We start from the raw sequence: 15,288 nt of genomic DNA, 5'->3' as shown, positions 1-15,288 counted from the left end.
GATGATGGCCGACAACGGCAATTCACCCACCATTCACCGTGACGTTGCCACGGCCATCCGCTGCGGCAACCTTGGCCGGTCAGGCTGAAGGCGTGAGGATCGCAATAGTTGCTGAATCGTTCCTGCCCGAGATGAACGGGGTCACCCATTCCCTGTTGAAAATACTGCAACACCTTGATCGCCGGGGTGATGACGTGCTCGTGATTGCACCGTCAACCCTGGAAAACGCTCCCAGCATTGTGGAGGGAGCCGACGTCAGGCGGCTGCCGGCGGTTCCCCTTGCCGGCTATCGAAACATCCGAGTTGCTATAGGCGGTGTCGCGAGGGTGAAGTCGCTGCTTGCCGAGTTCCATCCGGACGTTGTCCACCTGGCCTCACCCTTTGTGCTGGGCTGGCGTGCCGTCAGGGCGGCCAATGACCTCGGCATACCCACAGTGGGCGTCTACCAAACCGATGTCCCCGCGTACGCGGCCAAGTATGGACTGTCCTATCTGGAAAACTGGGCGTGGCAACGTGTGGAGAGAATCCACACCGCCGCCACCAAAACGCTCGCTCCGTCCACGGATTCGCTGCAGAAACTGCGAAAGCACGGTATTCCGCGCGTCGAGCTGTGGCGCAGGGGAGTGGACACCGCACGGTTCCACCCCACCAGGCGCAGTGAGGCATTCCGCCGCAAAGTGGCCCCACAGGGCCAACGAATCATCGGATACGTGGGGCGGCTGGCCCTGGAGAAGCAGGTGGAGGACCTGGCCGCCGTGCTGTCCATTCCAAACACCCGGCTGGCAATTGTCGGTGATGGTCCACAGCGCGCACACCTTGAAGCCGCCCTGCCCGGGGCGCACTTCACCGGCTTTCTCGGCGGCGACGAGCTGGCCGCCGCCATGGCCTCCTTCGACTTGTTCGTGCATCCGGGCGAGCTGGAAACGTTCTGCCAAACCATTCAGGAAGCCATGGCATCTGGTGTGCCCGTGGTGGCCACCGGACGAGGCGGCCCAGTTGACCTGGTGGACTCCTCCCGCACCGGCTGGCTCTACGCCCCGGGCAATCTCAACCAGTTGCGGACGTACGCCGAAGACCTGATCGGCGACGATGCCAAACGTGCTGCCTTCGGTGAGGCTGCGGTGGAGCAGGTGCAGGGCCGCAGCTGGCACACGGTCTGCGAACAATTGATGGGCCACTACACCCAAGCCATAGCCGAACACCTGCGGCTGCCATCCGTTATGAAGGGAATTCAAATGAGGGGCATCAAATGAAAATCTCAGTGATTGGGGCTGGCTACCTCGGCACGGTGCACGCGGCCACGCTGGCTCACTTCGGCCACCAAGTCGTCGGCCTCGACACAGACCCGGCCCGGGTTGAACTGCTGGCGGCGGGCACGGCGCCCTTCCATGAGCCGGGGCTGGCGGAACTGCTGCAGGAAGGGCACGACGGCGGCCGGCTCACCTTCACCACGGACCCTGCACGGCTGGCCGATGCTGAGGTGCACTTCCTCTGTGTCGGCACGCCGCAGTCCAAGACGGCCAACGACACCGACCTCTCTTTCCTGGACGCCGCCGTTACGGCGCTGGCGCCCCAGCTACGCCCCGATGCCCTGGTGGTGGGCAAGTCAACGGTTCCGGTGGGGACCGCAGCGGACATCGCGCGCAGGCTCGCTCCGAGCGGAGCCACCGTCGCATGGAACCCGGAATTCCTGCGCCAGGGCACGGCCGTGCAAGACTCCCTGCACCCGGACCGGCTTGTTTACGGCGTAACCGACGGTGCCGCAGGCATTGGCGCCGCTGCCATGCTCGACGCCGTCTACGCGCCGCTGCTGGTGCGCGAAACGCCGCGCCTGATCACCAACTTGGCGACGGCGGAGCTGGCGAAGGTATCCGCTAACGCATTCCTGGCGATGAAGCTCTCCTACATCAACGCGGTCGGTGAGTTGTGCGATCAGGTGGGGGCCGACGTCGTACAACTTGCCGAAGCGCTGGGTCACGACGGCCGCATCGGTGGCAGCTACCTGCAGGCGGGTGCCGGGTTTGGGGGTGGCTGCCTGCCCAAGGACCTGCGCGCATTCCGGGCTCAGGCGCAAAAATGCGGCATGGATGCCCTGGATGAGCTGCTCTCGGTGGTGGACGGCATCAACGCCGACGCGCGGTTCAGGCTGGCCGAGGCGGCGCTGCGCCTGTGTGGTGGTTCAGTGAAGGGCCGGCGCATCACGGTGCTCGGGGCTGCCTTCAAGCCGCACACCGACGACATTCGCGACTCTCCGGCACTGGATGTGGCCACCCAACTCGCGGCGCAGGGGGCCCTTGTGACGGTCACCGATCCGCAGGCTGTTGGCAATGCATGGCTGCAGCATCCGCAGTTGAACTTTGACGCAGACGTTGACGCCGCTCTCGGTGGTGCCGAGCTGGTGCTGTTGTTGACGCACTGGCCGCAGTATGTTGCTTTGGACCCGGTACGGGCCGCGGCCATTGTCCGGCGGCCCGTCATGCTGGACGGCCGCAACGTGCTGGATCCGAAGCGTGGCGCGCAGCCGGATGGGAGTTCCATGGGACCGGGCGCGGCAATACCGGAGGGGCAACAGACCGGACTCGGGTTGCCGAGCTGCGGCCGGTGGTCTGAATCCCGGTGAACTTTGCCGGACCCGGACGGTACGTGGCTCTCGGGGATTCATTCACCGAGGGTGTGGGTGATGCCAACACGCACCTGCCGAACGGCGTCCGGGGCTGGGCGGACCGCGTGGCCGAAGGGCTGGCACGTGCCCAGCCCGGATGGGAGTACGCCAACCTGGCCATCCGCAGCAAACGGCTCCGGCACATCATCGCCGAACAACTCGAAGTCGGCATCGCCATGGAGCCAACACTAATTTCGCTGTATGCAGGCGGCAACGACGTCATGGATCTGGGAACTAGAGTCGCCGACATCCTGGAGGAGTATGAACACATCGTGGCACGGCTGGCGCAGACCGGAGCGACATTGCTGCTCTTCACCGGCTATGACGTGGAAGTCTCGCCCCTGCTGGCCCCGCTGCGGCGGAAAAACCACGCATATAACGACGGCGTGCGGACCATCGCCGAAAAGTATGGGGCCGTCTTGGTGGACTATGCCACCTTTGGCGTCTACGCCCATCCTCGGCTGTGGGCTTCTGACAGGCTGCACATGTCCAAAGCCGGGCACAAATACCTGGCGGCGCGGGTCTTGGAACAGCTGGGCGTTCCGCACGGGATAGCGCTCAAGCACAAGCCGGAGCCGGCCGCCCGGGGAACAGTGGAGTGGGTTCGGGACCAGTATCTATGGATGAACGACTGGGTGCTGCCCATGTTTGGCCGCAAGCTGCGCGGCACCACCCTCGGTGATGAGTTGGCACCCCGCTGGCCGGAGCCTGTGCGCGTGCCGCGGAAAAAGGGCTTGAAGAAGCTCGCCCGCGCATCCCAGCAAAAACAGCAACTCCGCACAAAACCACTCCGCCCCAACAATTCCGCCGAGGTGTGAGATAAACCCCAACCGACGGTTGGGGTTTATCTCACACCTCGGCGGTGGCGGTGCGGGAGCGAGGGCGTCATCGCACATCTCGGCGGAGAGAGACGGCTGTGGCCGCCACCCGGATCGGGCAGCGGCCACAGCCGGAGGGCGTCATCGCACATCTCGGCGAGGCGGTGCGGGGCCGTTGGACGTGCTAGGCCTGGATTGGCTCCTGCGCCGGCGCCAGCTCGACGTCGGACACGGTGAGTTCGCCTTCGCCCACGGCAAGCGTGATCTCCACGGCGTTCGCGGCGGCCCTCAGGTCGCCCAAACCGGCGGCCAGCTGGGCTGCCTCAACATCGCTGGCGGTCACCGTCGCGGTGAGCACCTGGGTGCGCTGCTTGACCTTGGCCTCGGACTTGGCCTTGCGGATGCCCGAAAGCGCGTCCCCGACCGTCGCGAGCAAGGTGGTGTCGCCGTCGTCGACGCCAACAGCGGTGGGCCACTCGGCGCGGTGCACCGAACCGGCACGCCACCAGCTCCACACTTCCTCCGTGGCAAACGGCAGGAAAGGTGCGAACAGGCGCAGCAGCGAATCCAGCGTGGTGGCGAGTGCGGCCAGTACTGATGCCTGGCCTTCCTCGCCGCTGGCACCGTAGGCGCGGTCCTTGATAAGTTCCACGTAGTCATCGGTGAAGTGCCAGAAGAAGCTCTCGGTCAGCTGCAGGGCACGGGCGTAGTCATACTTCTCAAACGCGGCCGTCGATGCAGCAACAACCTCCGAGAGCTGGGCCAGCAGGCCGCGGTCCAGCGGGTTGGTCAGCACGGCGGTGTCCTTGGAAAGCACATTCGCCTCGGTGGCGCCCAGGTTCAACACGAACTTGGAGGCGTTGAGCAGCTTGATGGCCAGGCGGCGGCCAATCTTCATCTGCGCAATTTCGTACGCCGTGTCGGCGCCGAGCTTGGCGGAGGCTGCCCAGTAGCGGACGGCGTCGGCACCAAAGTCGTTGAGCACGTCGGTGGGGACCACCACGTTGCCCTTGGACTTGGACATCTTCTTGCGGTCCGGGTCAAGGATCCAGCCGGAGATCGCTGCATGCTTCCACGGTGCACTGCCCTGGAGGGCGTCGGCGCGCACGGCGGAGGAGAACAGCCAGGTGCGGATGATGTCATGGCCCTGGGGACGCAGATCAAAGGGGTAGACGGTGGAGAAGAGCTCCTCGTCAACGCCCCAGCCGCCAACAATCTGCGGTGTCAGGGATGAGGTGGCCCAGGTGTCGAGCACATCGGCGTCGCCCACGAAGCCGCCGGCAACGTTGCGTTGTTCCTCGGTGTAGCCCGGGGCCGCATCCGCTGCGGGGTCAACCGGCAGCATTTCGGTGGTGGGCTGGATCGGGTGGTCATAGTCCGGGTTGCCGTCGGCATCCAAGGGGTACCAAACGGGAACCGGTACGCCGAAGAAGCGCTGACGTGAGACGAGCCAGTCGCCGTTCAAACCTGAGATCCAGTTGTCGTAGCGCGAGCGCATGAACGCCGGGTGGAACTCGATTTCCTTGCCGCGGTTGATGAGGCGTTCGCGGCGTTCTTCGTCGCGTCCGCCATTGCGGATGTACCACTGGCGGGAGGAGACGATCTCGAGGGGCTTGTCGCCCTTTTCAAAGAAGTTCACGGGGTGCATGATCTTCTTGACTTCCCCGTCCAGCAGTTCCGCATCGGTCAGCATGGCAACCACGCCTTCCTTGGCGCTGAAGACGGTTTTGCCGGCGATGGCGGCGTAGTTGGCGCGGCCTTCCTCGGTGCTGATCCATTCGGGGGTGTCACTGATGATGCGGCCGTCGCGGCCAACAATGGCACGCGTGGGCAGCTGCAATTCACGCCACCATGTCACGTCGGTCAGGTCGCCGAAGGTGCAGACCATGGCGATGCCGGAGCCCTTGTCGGGCTTGGCCAGCGCATGGGCGCGAACCTCAACCTCAACCCCGAACAGCGGCGAGGTGACCTTCTTGCCAAACAGCGGCTTGTAGCGCTCATCGTCCGGGTTCGCCACCAGGGCGGAGCAGGCCGCGAGCAATTCCGGGCGCGTGGTCTCAATGTAAATCTTCGTGCCGTCTTCGGCGACGAACGGGAAGCGGTAGTACGCGCCCGGCATTTCGCGGTCCTCCAGCTCGGCCTGGGCCACGGCGGTGCGGAACGTGACATCCCACAAGGTGGGGGCCTCCGACATGTAGGCGTCGCCAGCGGCCAGGTTGGCCAGGAAACCGCGCTGTGAGACGGCACGGGAGTGCTGGTCGATGGTCCGGTACGTCAGATCCCAGTCAACCGACAGGCCCAAGGTCTGGAAAAGGTGCTGGAAAACCTTCTCGTCCTCAACGGCGAGCTCCTCGCACAACTCGATGAAATTCCTGCGCGAGACGGCATCGAAATCACGCTGGTTCTTGGCCGGGGTTGCGGGAGGGCGGTAGTCGGCGTCGTAGGAAATCTTCGGATCGCAGCGCACACCGTAGTAGTTTTGGACGCGGCGCTCGGTAGGCAGGCCGTTGTCGTCCCAGCCCATCGGGTAGAACACGTTCTTGCCGGTCATGCGCTGGAATCGCGCCAGCACATCGGTCTGCGTGTAGGAGAACATGTGCCCCACGTGCAGCGATCCGGACGCCGTGGGCGGGGGAGTGTCGATGGAGTACACCTGCTCCCGGGTGGTTTCACGGTTAAACTTGTAGGTGCCCTCCGCCAGCCAGCGCTTGGTCAGGGACTCTTCAAGGCCCTCCAAAACGGGCTTGTCGGGGACGTTGCTTGAGGTGGGTGCGGGCGTGTCTGTGCCCGGAATGATGTCAGCCATGGTCACGATTCTTTCATGAGTTGGCCAGAACCTAAGATTCAGGAGATTTAAGCATGCAGCAGTCGATGGAAATGTGGGCGGCCGCGGGGCTGGCCTGGGACGATGTCGCGCCCGAGCCCGAGGGTGCCGACTACCGTGCCCACTCCCTTTTGCTGGGCGGCCGGCCCGCTGTGTTCCGCAGGGCCAAGACCACGCCCACCAAATTGGGGCAGTTTGTGACGCTGTGGCAGCGGTCCGCGGACGGTCCCATCCGGCCCTTTGACACGCACGACGGCGTTGCACTGTTTGTCATCCAGGCCGGCCAGGGTGCGGGGCTGGGACAGTTCGTGTTCCCCGAAGCAGCGTTGGCCCGCCACGGCGTGGTGTCCATTGACGGGAAGGGAGGCAAACGGGCCATGCGCGTCTACACGCCCGACGTTGAAACCACCAGTGCCCAGGCCCGGCGCAGCCAGACGTGGCAGTGCGACTACTTTCTGCCGATGGATGCGCCCGCGGCCCGGGTGCTGGAGCTGTACTCGGCCTAAATGGACGTGCGAGCCTAAACGACGCCGCACCTACGCACCACTCGTTATTACTGATGCATCTAGGCGCCCCTACGCACCAGTAACAAGGAGTTGCGCGTATGTCTTCAGGGAACTTTAGGCATGCGCAGAACTCGCAGTGACTGCTGCGCATGAGTTCAGGATGCGGCACAGACGGCGCGCGTGCCACTGGAGCTGCGCACCGTTTGCCCTCAACGGTGCCCCACTGCCGAACCGGCGCACCATTACGCCGCAAGCATGCGCTGGAGCATCGGGCACCGAGTGGACGGTGTCCACTTCGGCGCAGAACAGGACATCCGAGGCCGCTGACCCAAGTATCTGCGCCAGGGCTATGATGCAAATATGGGCACTCTAAGAATCTTGCGTGTTTATGAGGAACCTGAACCGGGGGAGTACCGGGTCCTGGTCGACAGGCTGTGGCCGCGCGGGGTCACGAAGGACAAAATTGACCTCTGGCTCAAGGAGGCGGGCCCCAGCACGGAGGTCCGCCACGCCTTCGGCCACAAGGAAGAGAACTTTAAGGCCTTTGTTCGCGATTACACGGCTGAACTGCAGGACAACCCCGCCGTGGCACAGCTGCGTGAGACTATTGCCGCCCATGACCATGTGGTGCTGCTCTACGGGGCCAAGGACCACCACGAAAACCAGGCGGCCGTGCTGCTGGATTTTCTGAACGCAGCCCAATAGCAGCTACATTTGAGCCATGGCTGAAAACACTTCCAAAAATGCAGTAGTCACAGGCGCCAGCTCAGGCATCGGCGCCGCCACGGTCCGCCAGCTTCGCAACGACGGCTGGAACGTCATCGCCGTGGCCCGGCGCACGGACCGCCTCGAGGCGCTCGCCCAGGAAACCGGTGCCATCGCCTGCGCCGCCGATGTCACCAAGGACGACGACGTCGCCCGCCTCCGTGAGTTCGCCACCGACACCTTTGGCCCGGCGGGCGGGACGGACACCCTCATCAATATTGCCGGCGGTGCCCGCGGCGTGGACAGTGTGGCCAACGCCCATGAGGACGATTGGGAGTGGATGTACCAGGTCAACGTCCTGGGCACACTCCGGGTCATCAAGGCGTTCCTGCCCGAGCTGCGCAGCCACGGCAACGCCACCATCTTGAACCTGACCTCCACGGCCGGACACACCGCCTACGAAGGCGGATCCGGTTACAACGCCGCAAAATTTGGCCAGCATGCACTCAATGACGCCCTGCGCCTGGAAGAAGCCGAACACAACATCCGCGTCATCGAGGTGGCCCCTGGCATGGTGCACACGGAAGAGTTCACCCTCAACCGCCTGGCCGGCAACCAGGAAGCCGCCGACAACGTCTACAAGGGCGTGGCGAAACCCCTGACGGGGGAGGACGTGGCAGGCGTGGTGGGTTACGCCGTCGGGCTTGCCCATCATGTGAACCTGGATACGATCGTCATGCGCCCGGTGGCCCAGGCCGCCGCCCACAAGGTGATCCGCCGCTAGGCACACGGCGCCGCAAGGGGGCGTCCCCGCCGGCCCGCAACATCCCGTAGAATAAGGGGCAAAGCGTTGACCCGGCCATCACCGGTGAGCTTCCGGAAGAACGCCGAGCAATAGCAAAGCCAGTAGAACCGGACGGGTAAGCCCGTCACAGCAGTCAACAAGCGGCCGCGTTTGGCGTAAAAACCAAATGCGGCAAGCGAGGTGGTACCGCGGCGCAAGCCGTCCTTGCATCCTGAAACGAACGCCCCCAACCAGGATGATGTGATGACCCACTTCCCCAAGGCAACCGCGGCCCACGGCCTGCACGCCGAATCCAACCATGTGCCAGCTTCCGTGCGTTTCCCCGAAGTGGAGGAACTCGTCCTCAAGTACTGGGAACAGGACGGCACCTTCCAGGCCAGCATCGACGCCCGCGACGCCGGCGAGGACGGCTCCAACGAATTCGTCTTCTACGACGGCCCGCCCTTCGCCAACGGCCTGCCGCACTACGGCCACCTGCTCACCGGCTACGCCAAGGACCTCGTGGCCCGCTACCAGACCCAGCGCGGGCGCCGGGTTGAGCGCCGCTTCGGCTGGGACACGCACGGGCTGCCCGCCGAACTGGAAGCCATGAAGCAGCTGGGCATGACCGACAAGGCCCAGATCGAGGCCATGGGCATCGACAAGTTCAACGACGCCTGCCGCTCCTCCGTCATGAAGTACGCCGGCGAATGGCAGGAATACGTCACCCGCCAGGCCCGCTGGGTCGACTTCGAGAACGACTACAAAACGCTCAACGTCGAGTACATGGAGTCCGTGCTCTGGGCGTTCAAACAGCTCCACTCCAAGGGCCTGACGTACAACGGCTACCGCGTGCTGCCCTACTGCTGGAAGGACGAGACCCCTCTCTCCAACCATGAGTTGCGCATGGATGACGACGTCTACAAGGACCGCCAGGATTCGACCGTCACCGTCACCTTCCCGATCCTCGCCGGCGAATCCGCGCTTTCGCAGGAGCTGGCCGGGGTTGCCGCCATCGCCTGGACCACCACCCCCTGGACGCTGCCCACCAACCAGGCTCTCGCGGTCGGGCCGAAGGTGAGCTACGCCGTCGTTCCTGTGGGTCCCAACGGTTCCGCAACAGGCGCCTCTGCCGGAAAGTTCCTGCTCGCCGCCGACCTCGTTGCTGCCCACGCCAAGGATTTGGGGTACGACGACGGTGCTGCCGCGACTGCCGCCGTCACCGCCAGCTACGCGGGTGCCGAACTTGAGGGCCTGAAGTACGAGCCGCTGTGGGACTACTTTGCTGACGACGAAAAGTACGGCACCGCCAAGTCCTGGCAGTTCCTGCTCGCCGACTATGTGACCACCACCGACGGTACCGGCATCGTCCATCAGGCCCCCGCCTACGGTGAAGAGGACCAGAAGGTCTGCGAGACGTACGGCATCCCCGTGGTCCTCTCCGTCGACGAGGGAGCCAACTTCCTGCCGCTGTTTGCCGGCGGGCCACTGGGCGACATCGCCGGCGTGCAGGTCTTTGACGCCAACAAGACCATCACCCGCGTTGTCCGCGACGCCGGCCGTTTGGTCCGCCAGGCCAGCTACGTGCACAGCTACCCGCACTGCTGGCGCTGCCGCACACCCCTGATCTACCGCGCCGTCTCCTCCTGGTACGTGGAAGTCACGGCGTTCAAGGACCGCATGGTCGAACTGAACCAGGACATCAACTGGATCCCCGGCAACGTCAAGGACGGCCAGTTCGGCAAGTGGCTGGCCAACGCCCGCGACTGGTCCATCTCCCGCAACCGCTACTGGGGTTCCCCCATCCCGGTGTGGCAGTCCGACGACCCCGAATACCCGCGCACCGACGTCTACGGTTCCCTCGCGGAAATGCAGGCCGACTTCGGCCGCCTCCCCGTGAACAACGAGGGCGAGGTGGACCTGCACCGCCCGTTCATCGACGAGCTCACCCGCCCCAACCCGGACGACCCCCGCACCCCCGAGCACGGACAGTCCACCATGCGCCGCGTCGAAGACGTCCTGGACGTCTGGTTTGACTCCGGCTCCATGCCCTACGGACAGGTGCACTACCCGTTCGAGAACGAAGACTGGTTCAACACCCACAACCCGGCCGACTTCATCGTCGAGTACATCGGACAGACCCGCGGCTGGTTCTACATGCTGCACATCCTCTCCACCGCGCTCTTTGACCGCCCGGCGTTCCGCAACGTCATCAGCCACGGCATCGTGCTCGGCTCGGACGGGCAAAAAATGTCCAAGTCGCTGCGCAACTACCCGGACGTCTCCGAGGTCCTGGACCGTGACGGCTCCGACGCCATGCGCTGGTTCCTCATGTCCAGCCCGATCCTGCGCGGGGGCAACCTGGTGGTCACCGAACAAGGCATCCGCGACGGCGTCCGCCAGGTCATCCTGCCACTGTGGAACGTGTACAGCTTCTTCACCTTGTACGCGAACACGGCCAACGGCGGCAACGGCTACGATGCGACGCTGCGCTTTGACGGCTACTCGGATCCCATGGACCAATACCTGCTGGCCAACACCGGCGATCTGGTGCGTGAACTGACAGCCAAGCTTGACGACTACGACGTCTCCGGCGCCTGCGATTCACTGCGCAGCTACCTGGACATGCTCACCAACTGGTACGTGCGCCGCAGCCGCAACCGCTTCTTCGACGAGAACACGGACGCCTTCGACGCGCTCTACACGGCACTGGAAACTGTGTGCCGCGTGGCCGCCCCGCTGTTGCCGCTGCTCACCGAGGAGATCTGGCGCGGGCTCACCGGCGGCCGTTCCGTGCACCTGACCGACTGGCCCAACGCCGACCTCTTCGTCCCCAACCCCGCGCTGGTGGAACAGATGGATAAGATCCAGCAGATCTGCTCCACCGGTTCCAGCCTGCGCAAGGCCGCCAAGCTGCGCGTGCGCCTGCCCCTGGCGGAACTCACCGTCGTGGCCCCCAACGCCGCGGCCCTGAACGACGGCGCCGCGATCATCGCCGACGAACTGAACATCCGCACCATCCGCTTTGTCGACGCCGCCGAGGCCTCCCCGGAGGAATTCGGCATCTCCCAAAAGCTCGTGGTCAACGCCCGCGCCGCCGGGCCCCGCCTCGGCAAGGACGTCCAGCTGGCCATCAAGGGTGCCAAGTCCGGCGACTGGTCCGTCACCGACGGGGTTGTTACCGCAGGCTCCCTCGCCCTGGAACCGTCCGAGTACACCCTCGAGACGGTGGTTGCGGACGCGCACGACGGCGGCAAGAGTGCCGTTGCGATGCTGCCGCACGGGGGCTTCGTGGTGCTCAACACCGAGCTGACGCCCGAGCTTGAGGCCGAGGGAACGGCGCGTGACATGATCCGTGCCGTTCAGCAGGCACGCAAGGAAACAGGCTTGCACGTCAGCGACCGGATCCGCACCATCATCAGCGCACCGCAGGACGTGGTTGACGCGCTGCATGCCAACGCCGAACTGCTCAAGGGTGAGACCCTGACGGTGAAGCTGGAACTCATCCCCGGTGACGTTGAAACCACCATCACAGTTGAACGGAGCATCGTCTAACATGACTGCCCAGCATGATGAATTCTCGGTGGAGAGCGTGTACGCCGAACTTTTGGGACGCGCGCCCGAAAACAAGATGGAGCCGCGCCTGGCTCCGCTGTTCCGGGCCATGGATGTTTTGGCGGAGCCGAACAAGGCCTTCCCCATCATCCACATCACCGGCACCAACGGGAAAACCTCCACGGCCCGCATGATCGAGGCCGGCCTGCTGGCCCATGATCTGCGCACCGGGCGGTACACGAGCCCGCACCTGACAAAGGTCACCGAACGCATCAGCATTGACGGGGCCCCCGTCAGCGATGAGACGTTTGTGCGAATCTGGGACGAAATCCGCCCCTACCTGGACATTGTCGACTCCGAGCTCACAGCAGCGGGTCAGGTGCGCCTGACGTACTTTGAGTGCCTGACCGTCCTGGCCTTCGCCATCTTCGCCGACGAACCCGTTGACGTGGCTGTCATGGAGGTGGGCCTGGGCGGCATCACGGACGCCACCAATGTGGGTGACGGCCAGGTCGCCGTCATCACCCCCATCTCCCTGGACCACACCGAACTCCTCGGGGACACCACCGGGCTGATCGCGCAGGAGAAGGCCGGCATCATCAAGGAGGGTGCCTTTGTCATCAGCGCCGCCCAGCCCACCGACGCGGCCCAGGTCATCCTGGATGCGGCCCGCGACAAGCACGCCGACTTCCGCTTTGAAGGTGTTGAATTTGGTGTCGAGGCCCGCACGGTTGCCGTGGGCGGGCAGATGCTCGACCTGCAGGGACTGGCCGGGCGTTACCCAGGCATCCTGCTCCCACTGCACGGCGAACACCAGGCCCAGAATGCCGCCGTCGCACTTGCGGCCCTGGAGGCATTCCTGGGCGGGGGAGAGAAGGAACTGAACCACGACCTCGTGCAGGAAGGATTCGCCGCCGTCACCTCACCCGGGCGCCTGGAGGTCATGCGCACCTCGCCCACCATCGTGGTGGACGCCGCACACAACCCGGCAGGCATCGCCGCCAGCGCCGCCGCCCTCCAGGAGTCCTTCGCGTTCAGCAAGCTCGTGGTGGTGCTCGGTGTCCTGGCCGAAAAGGACGCCGAGGAAATCCTGAACTCACTCAAGGAAGCGTACGGGGATGAGGCACAGGAACTCTGCCTGACCCAGTCCAACTCTCCGCGCGCCATTCCGGCAGCGGAACTGGCCGAGCTCGCCGTCGACCTTGGTTGGCAGGAAGAAGACGTCCACATTGCCGAGAAGCTTGACGACGCCATCGAATGGGCCGTGGAACGCGCCGAAGCGAACAACGACCTCGCCGGGGGCGTGCTGATCACCGGCTCCATCACCCTGGTAGGCGAAGCCCGCATCCTGCTGGGACGGCCCGGCGAAAAGGAAGGTGCCTGACATGGCGAAATTGACCAAGGCGCAGCGCGACTGGCAGCCCAACACGCCCAAGAAGCCACGCTCAACCAGGCTCATGTTCGCCTCGGTCGTGCTGGTCCTTGAAGCATTTGTGGCGCTTTTCCTTGGCCTGGGCCTGTTTGGCGTCCACGGCAAGAACCCCGCCTATCTGATCGCGGCCGGCGTGCTGGCCCTTTTGATGATCCTTGCCTGCGGGGTCATCCGCAGGCCCTGGGGCCCCGCCTTTGGCTGGATCCTGCAAATCGCCCTGATCGCGAGCGGCATCTGGGAATCGTCCATGTTCGTCGTCGGCGTGCTGTTCGCCGTGGCCTGGTGGTACGCCCTGTACGCCGGCGCCAGGATTGACCGGGAGAACGCTGCCCGTGCCAAGGCCCAGGCCGAGTGGGATGCAACCCACCCCGAGACCTCCGCGCCCGGCGAGACCGGCGAAGTAAACTAAACCTGATTGTCCTTTTTTACCAAGTTATTGGAGTTACTGTGAGCATTGAGCGCACCCTAGTCCTGGTCAAGCCCGACGGCGTGGCCCGCAACCTGTCCGGCGCCGTCCTGGCCCGCATCGAAGCGAAGGGCTACACCCTCGCCGAGCTGAAGAAGGTCGCCGCCACGCGCGAGCAGCTTGAGGCGCATTACGCCGAGCACGCCGGCAAGCCGTTCTACGAGCCGCTCGTTGAATTCATGCTCTCCGGCCCGGTTGTCGCCGCCATCTTCGAGGGCCACCGCGTCATCGAGGGCTTCCGTGCCCTGGCCGGCACCACGGATCCCACCACGGCCGCTCCCGGCACCATCCGCGGCGACTTTGGCCGCGACTGGGGGCTGAAGGTCCAGCAGAACCTCGTCCACGGCTCCGACTCGGTCGAATCCGCCGAGCGCGAGATCGGTATCTGGTTCGCCTAAGCATTGCCCCCAAAGCACGACGGCGGGGGGGCACCTTTTTGTGAAAAGGTGACCTCCCGCCGTCGTACTTCCTGCTACAAACGCTCGCTCACTTGCGGGGCATTTCCTCCCGACGCTCGCTCACATCCGGGGCACTAAACACAAACGCTCCTGCAGCAGGTGCAGGAGCGTTGGCCAAAATTGCCCCGCAACTGCAGGAGCGTCTGAAGGTGGGGTTAGGCGTTGGAGGGGATGATCAGGTACATGAACTTGAAGAAGATGGAGGCCAGGGCGGCCAGGTAGAACAGGCCGACAATGACCCAGGCCCAATCGTTGAGGAACTTGGTGAGCGCCGGCGGGGCCGGGATGAGCCCAGCGTTGATGTTGCGGATGGTGGTCCAAACGAAGAGCGGGATCATCATGGCCCACACCACCATGCAGTACGGGCAGAGGACGGCGAGGGTGTAGACGGCGGTGAACCAGAACCAGCCCACCAGAGCCATGCCGGCGGTGATGCCTACTTGCATGCCGATCCAGTACCAGCGGGCCAGCCGTGCTCCGGCGAGCAAGACCACGCCGGTGGTGATGACGACCGCAAACGCCACGACGCCGATGAACGGATTGGGGAAGCCGAGTAGGGCAGCTTCGGGCGTCTTCATGACATCGCTGCAGGAGATCCACGAGTTGAAGTCGCAGCTGGCCGTGGCATTCGGGTCCTTGTAAAGCTCTAGCCTTTCCAACACCAGAGTGAAGGACGCGATCCATGCAACGGCACCGGCAATGACCAGGAACCAGCCGAACGGTTTGGCACGCGCCAAGACGGGCGTCGCCAGTTCCGTTGAGTCGCTGGCGGAGGCTTTGGTGCTCGGCATAATGTCCTTATCGGATGAGAGAGGCAATTGTGTCCTGATTGTAGCGCGTGAATCATGGCGCGCCCTGCGCGAAACTGGCGTCACGCAGGGGTGCGTATGAGACAATGGTTTCGGCTGGTTGGTGATCCACATGCGCCTCCCGGTCCAATGGCACGCCAACGGGCTGCCGGTGACGGGACTGCCACGAGTGCAGCCATCCACCGGACCGGTTTTCGCGAACCATTGGCTTTCCAGAGCTTGCGCACCCAGAAGTTGGTGCCGCCTGTGAAGTAAATTAGACGACTTCC

Annotated in this window: 12 protein-coding genes; 10 read left to right on the top strand and 2 right to left on the bottom strand. The window is 64.4% G+C overall.

The annotated features are described in order from the left end of the window. Positions 1-92: 92 nt before the first annotated feature. From art_RS04960 to art_RS04950, 3 genes are read left to right on the top strand one after another with little or no spacing between them, the layout of a single operon-like run. On the top strand, positions 93-1,253 hold the full coding sequence (locus art_RS04960; protein WP_038462874.1) for a glycosyltransferase family 1 protein: 1,161 nt from the start codon (positions 93-95) through the stop codon (positions 1,251-1,253). Further along, positions 1,250-2,620 carry a UDP-glucose/GDP-mannose dehydrogenase family protein gene (locus art_RS04955; RefSeq protein ID WP_367643763.1) on the top strand — a complete coding sequence of 457 codons (1,371 nt, stop codon included), beginning with the start codon at positions 1,250-1,252 and terminating at the stop codon, positions 2,618-2,620. Before art_RS04960 ends, art_RS04955 begins: the two co-directional genes overlap by 4 nt. A 23-nt stretch (positions 2,621-2,643) precedes the next feature. Then, positions 2,644-3,480: an SGNH/GDSL hydrolase family protein gene (locus tag art_RS04950; RefSeq protein ID WP_253901480.1), complete on the top strand. Its 837-nt coding sequence runs from the start codon at positions 2,644-2,646 to the stop codon at positions 3,478-3,480. Positions 3,481-3,664: 184 nt separating this feature from the next. On the opposite strand, the gene valS is transcribed toward art_RS04950, so the two are convergent. Next, positions 3,665-6,286, bottom strand: a complete 2,622-nt coding sequence (gene valS, locus art_RS04945; RefSeq protein WP_038468775.1) for a valine--tRNA ligase — start codon at positions 6,284-6,286, stop codon at positions 3,665-3,667. Between the two features lie 53 nt (positions 6,287-6,339). Here valS and art_RS04940 point away from each other — a divergent pair, with 53 nt between their 5' ends. From art_RS04940 to ndk, 7 genes are all read left to right on the top strand, one after another. Beyond that, on the top strand, positions 6,340-6,810 hold the full coding sequence (locus tag art_RS04940; RefSeq protein WP_038462871.1) for a MepB family protein: 471 nt from the start codon (positions 6,340-6,342) through the stop codon (positions 6,808-6,810). A 360-nt stretch (positions 6,811-7,170) separates the two neighbouring features. Then, the gene (locus tag art_RS04935) at positions 7,171-7,515 is read left to right on the top strand and encodes a DUF488 domain-containing protein (RefSeq protein WP_038462868.1); all 345 of its coding nucleotides are present in this window, start codon (positions 7,171-7,173) and stop codon (positions 7,513-7,515) included. A 16-nt stretch (positions 7,516-7,531) separates the two neighbouring features. Next, positions 7,532-8,299, top strand: a complete 768-nt coding sequence (locus art_RS04930) for an SDR family oxidoreductase (RefSeq protein ID WP_038462867.1) — start codon at positions 7,532-7,534, stop codon at positions 8,297-8,299. A 264-nt stretch (positions 8,300-8,563) separates the two neighbouring features. Next, positions 8,564-11,854, top strand: a complete 3,291-nt coding sequence (ileS, locus tag art_RS04925; RefSeq protein WP_038462865.1) for an isoleucine--tRNA ligase — start codon at positions 8,564-8,566, stop codon at positions 11,852-11,854. A 1-nt stretch (position 11,855) separates the two neighbouring features. After that, positions 11,856-13,238 carry a folylpolyglutamate synthase/dihydrofolate synthase family protein gene (locus tag art_RS04920; RefSeq protein ID WP_038462862.1) on the top strand — a complete coding sequence of 461 codons (1,383 nt, stop codon included), beginning with the start codon at positions 11,856-11,858 and terminating at the stop codon, positions 13,236-13,238. Position 13,239: 1 nt separating this feature from the next. Continuing rightward, entirely contained in the window at positions 13,240-13,695 is a 456-nt protein-coding gene (locus art_RS04915; RefSeq protein ID WP_038462860.1) for a DUF4233 domain-containing protein, read from the top strand. Positions 13,696-13,733: 38 nt separating this feature from the next. Then, the gene (gene ndk, locus art_RS04910; protein ID WP_038462858.1) at positions 13,734-14,150 is read left to right on the top strand and encodes a nucleoside-diphosphate kinase; all 417 of its coding nucleotides are present in this window, start codon (positions 13,734-13,736) and stop codon (positions 14,148-14,150) included. 215 nt (positions 14,151-14,365) lie between these two features. On the opposite strand, the gene art_RS04905 is transcribed toward ndk, so the two are convergent. Next, entirely contained in the window at positions 14,366-15,001 is a 636-nt protein-coding gene (locus art_RS04905; RefSeq protein WP_038462854.1) for a vitamin K epoxide reductase family protein, read from the bottom strand. Positions 15,002-15,288: the final 287 nt, after the last annotated feature.

This window comes from Arthrobacter sp. PAMC 25486 (genome assembly GCF_000785535.1).
Classification (GTDB): Bacteria; Actinomycetota; Actinomycetes; order Actinomycetales; family Micrococcaceae; genus Specibacter.
The sequence above is the reverse complement of the archived record's forward strand: the minus strand, read 5'-3'. Positions and strand labels throughout refer to the sequence as shown.

Excerpts from the sequence above, each read along its gene's own strand:
- art_RS04955 (WP_367643763.1), top strand. The coding sequence starts at position 1,250 with ATGAAAATCTCAGTGATTGGGGCTGGCTACCTCGGCACGGTGCACGCG.
- valS (WP_038468775.1), bottom strand. The coding sequence starts at position 6,286 with ATGGCTGACATCATTCCGGGCACAGACACGCCCGCACCCACCTCAAGC.
- art_RS04940 (WP_038462871.1), top strand. The coding sequence starts at position 6,340 with ATGCAGCAGTCGATGGAAATGTGGGCGGCCGCGGGGCTGGCCTGGGAC.
- art_RS04935 (WP_038462868.1), top strand. The coding sequence starts at position 7,171 with ATGGGCACTCTAAGAATCTTGCGTGTTTATGAGGAACCTGAACCGGGG.
- art_RS04930 (WP_038462867.1), top strand. The coding sequence starts at position 7,532 with ATGGCTGAAAACACTTCCAAAAATGCAGTAGTCACAGGCGCCAGCTCA.
- ileS (WP_038462865.1), top strand. The coding sequence starts at position 8,564 with ATGACCCACTTCCCCAAGGCAACCGCGGCCCACGGCCTGCACGCCGAA.
- art_RS04920 (WP_038462862.1), top strand. The coding sequence starts at position 11,856 with ATGACTGCCCAGCATGATGAATTCTCGGTGGAGAGCGTGTACGCCGAA.
- art_RS04915 (WP_038462860.1), top strand. The coding sequence starts at position 13,240 with ATGGCGAAATTGACCAAGGCGCAGCGCGACTGGCAGCCCAACACGCCC.
- art_RS04905 (WP_038462854.1), bottom strand. The coding sequence starts at position 15,001 with ATGCCGAGCACCAAAGCCTCCGCCAGCGACTCAACGGAACTGGCGACG.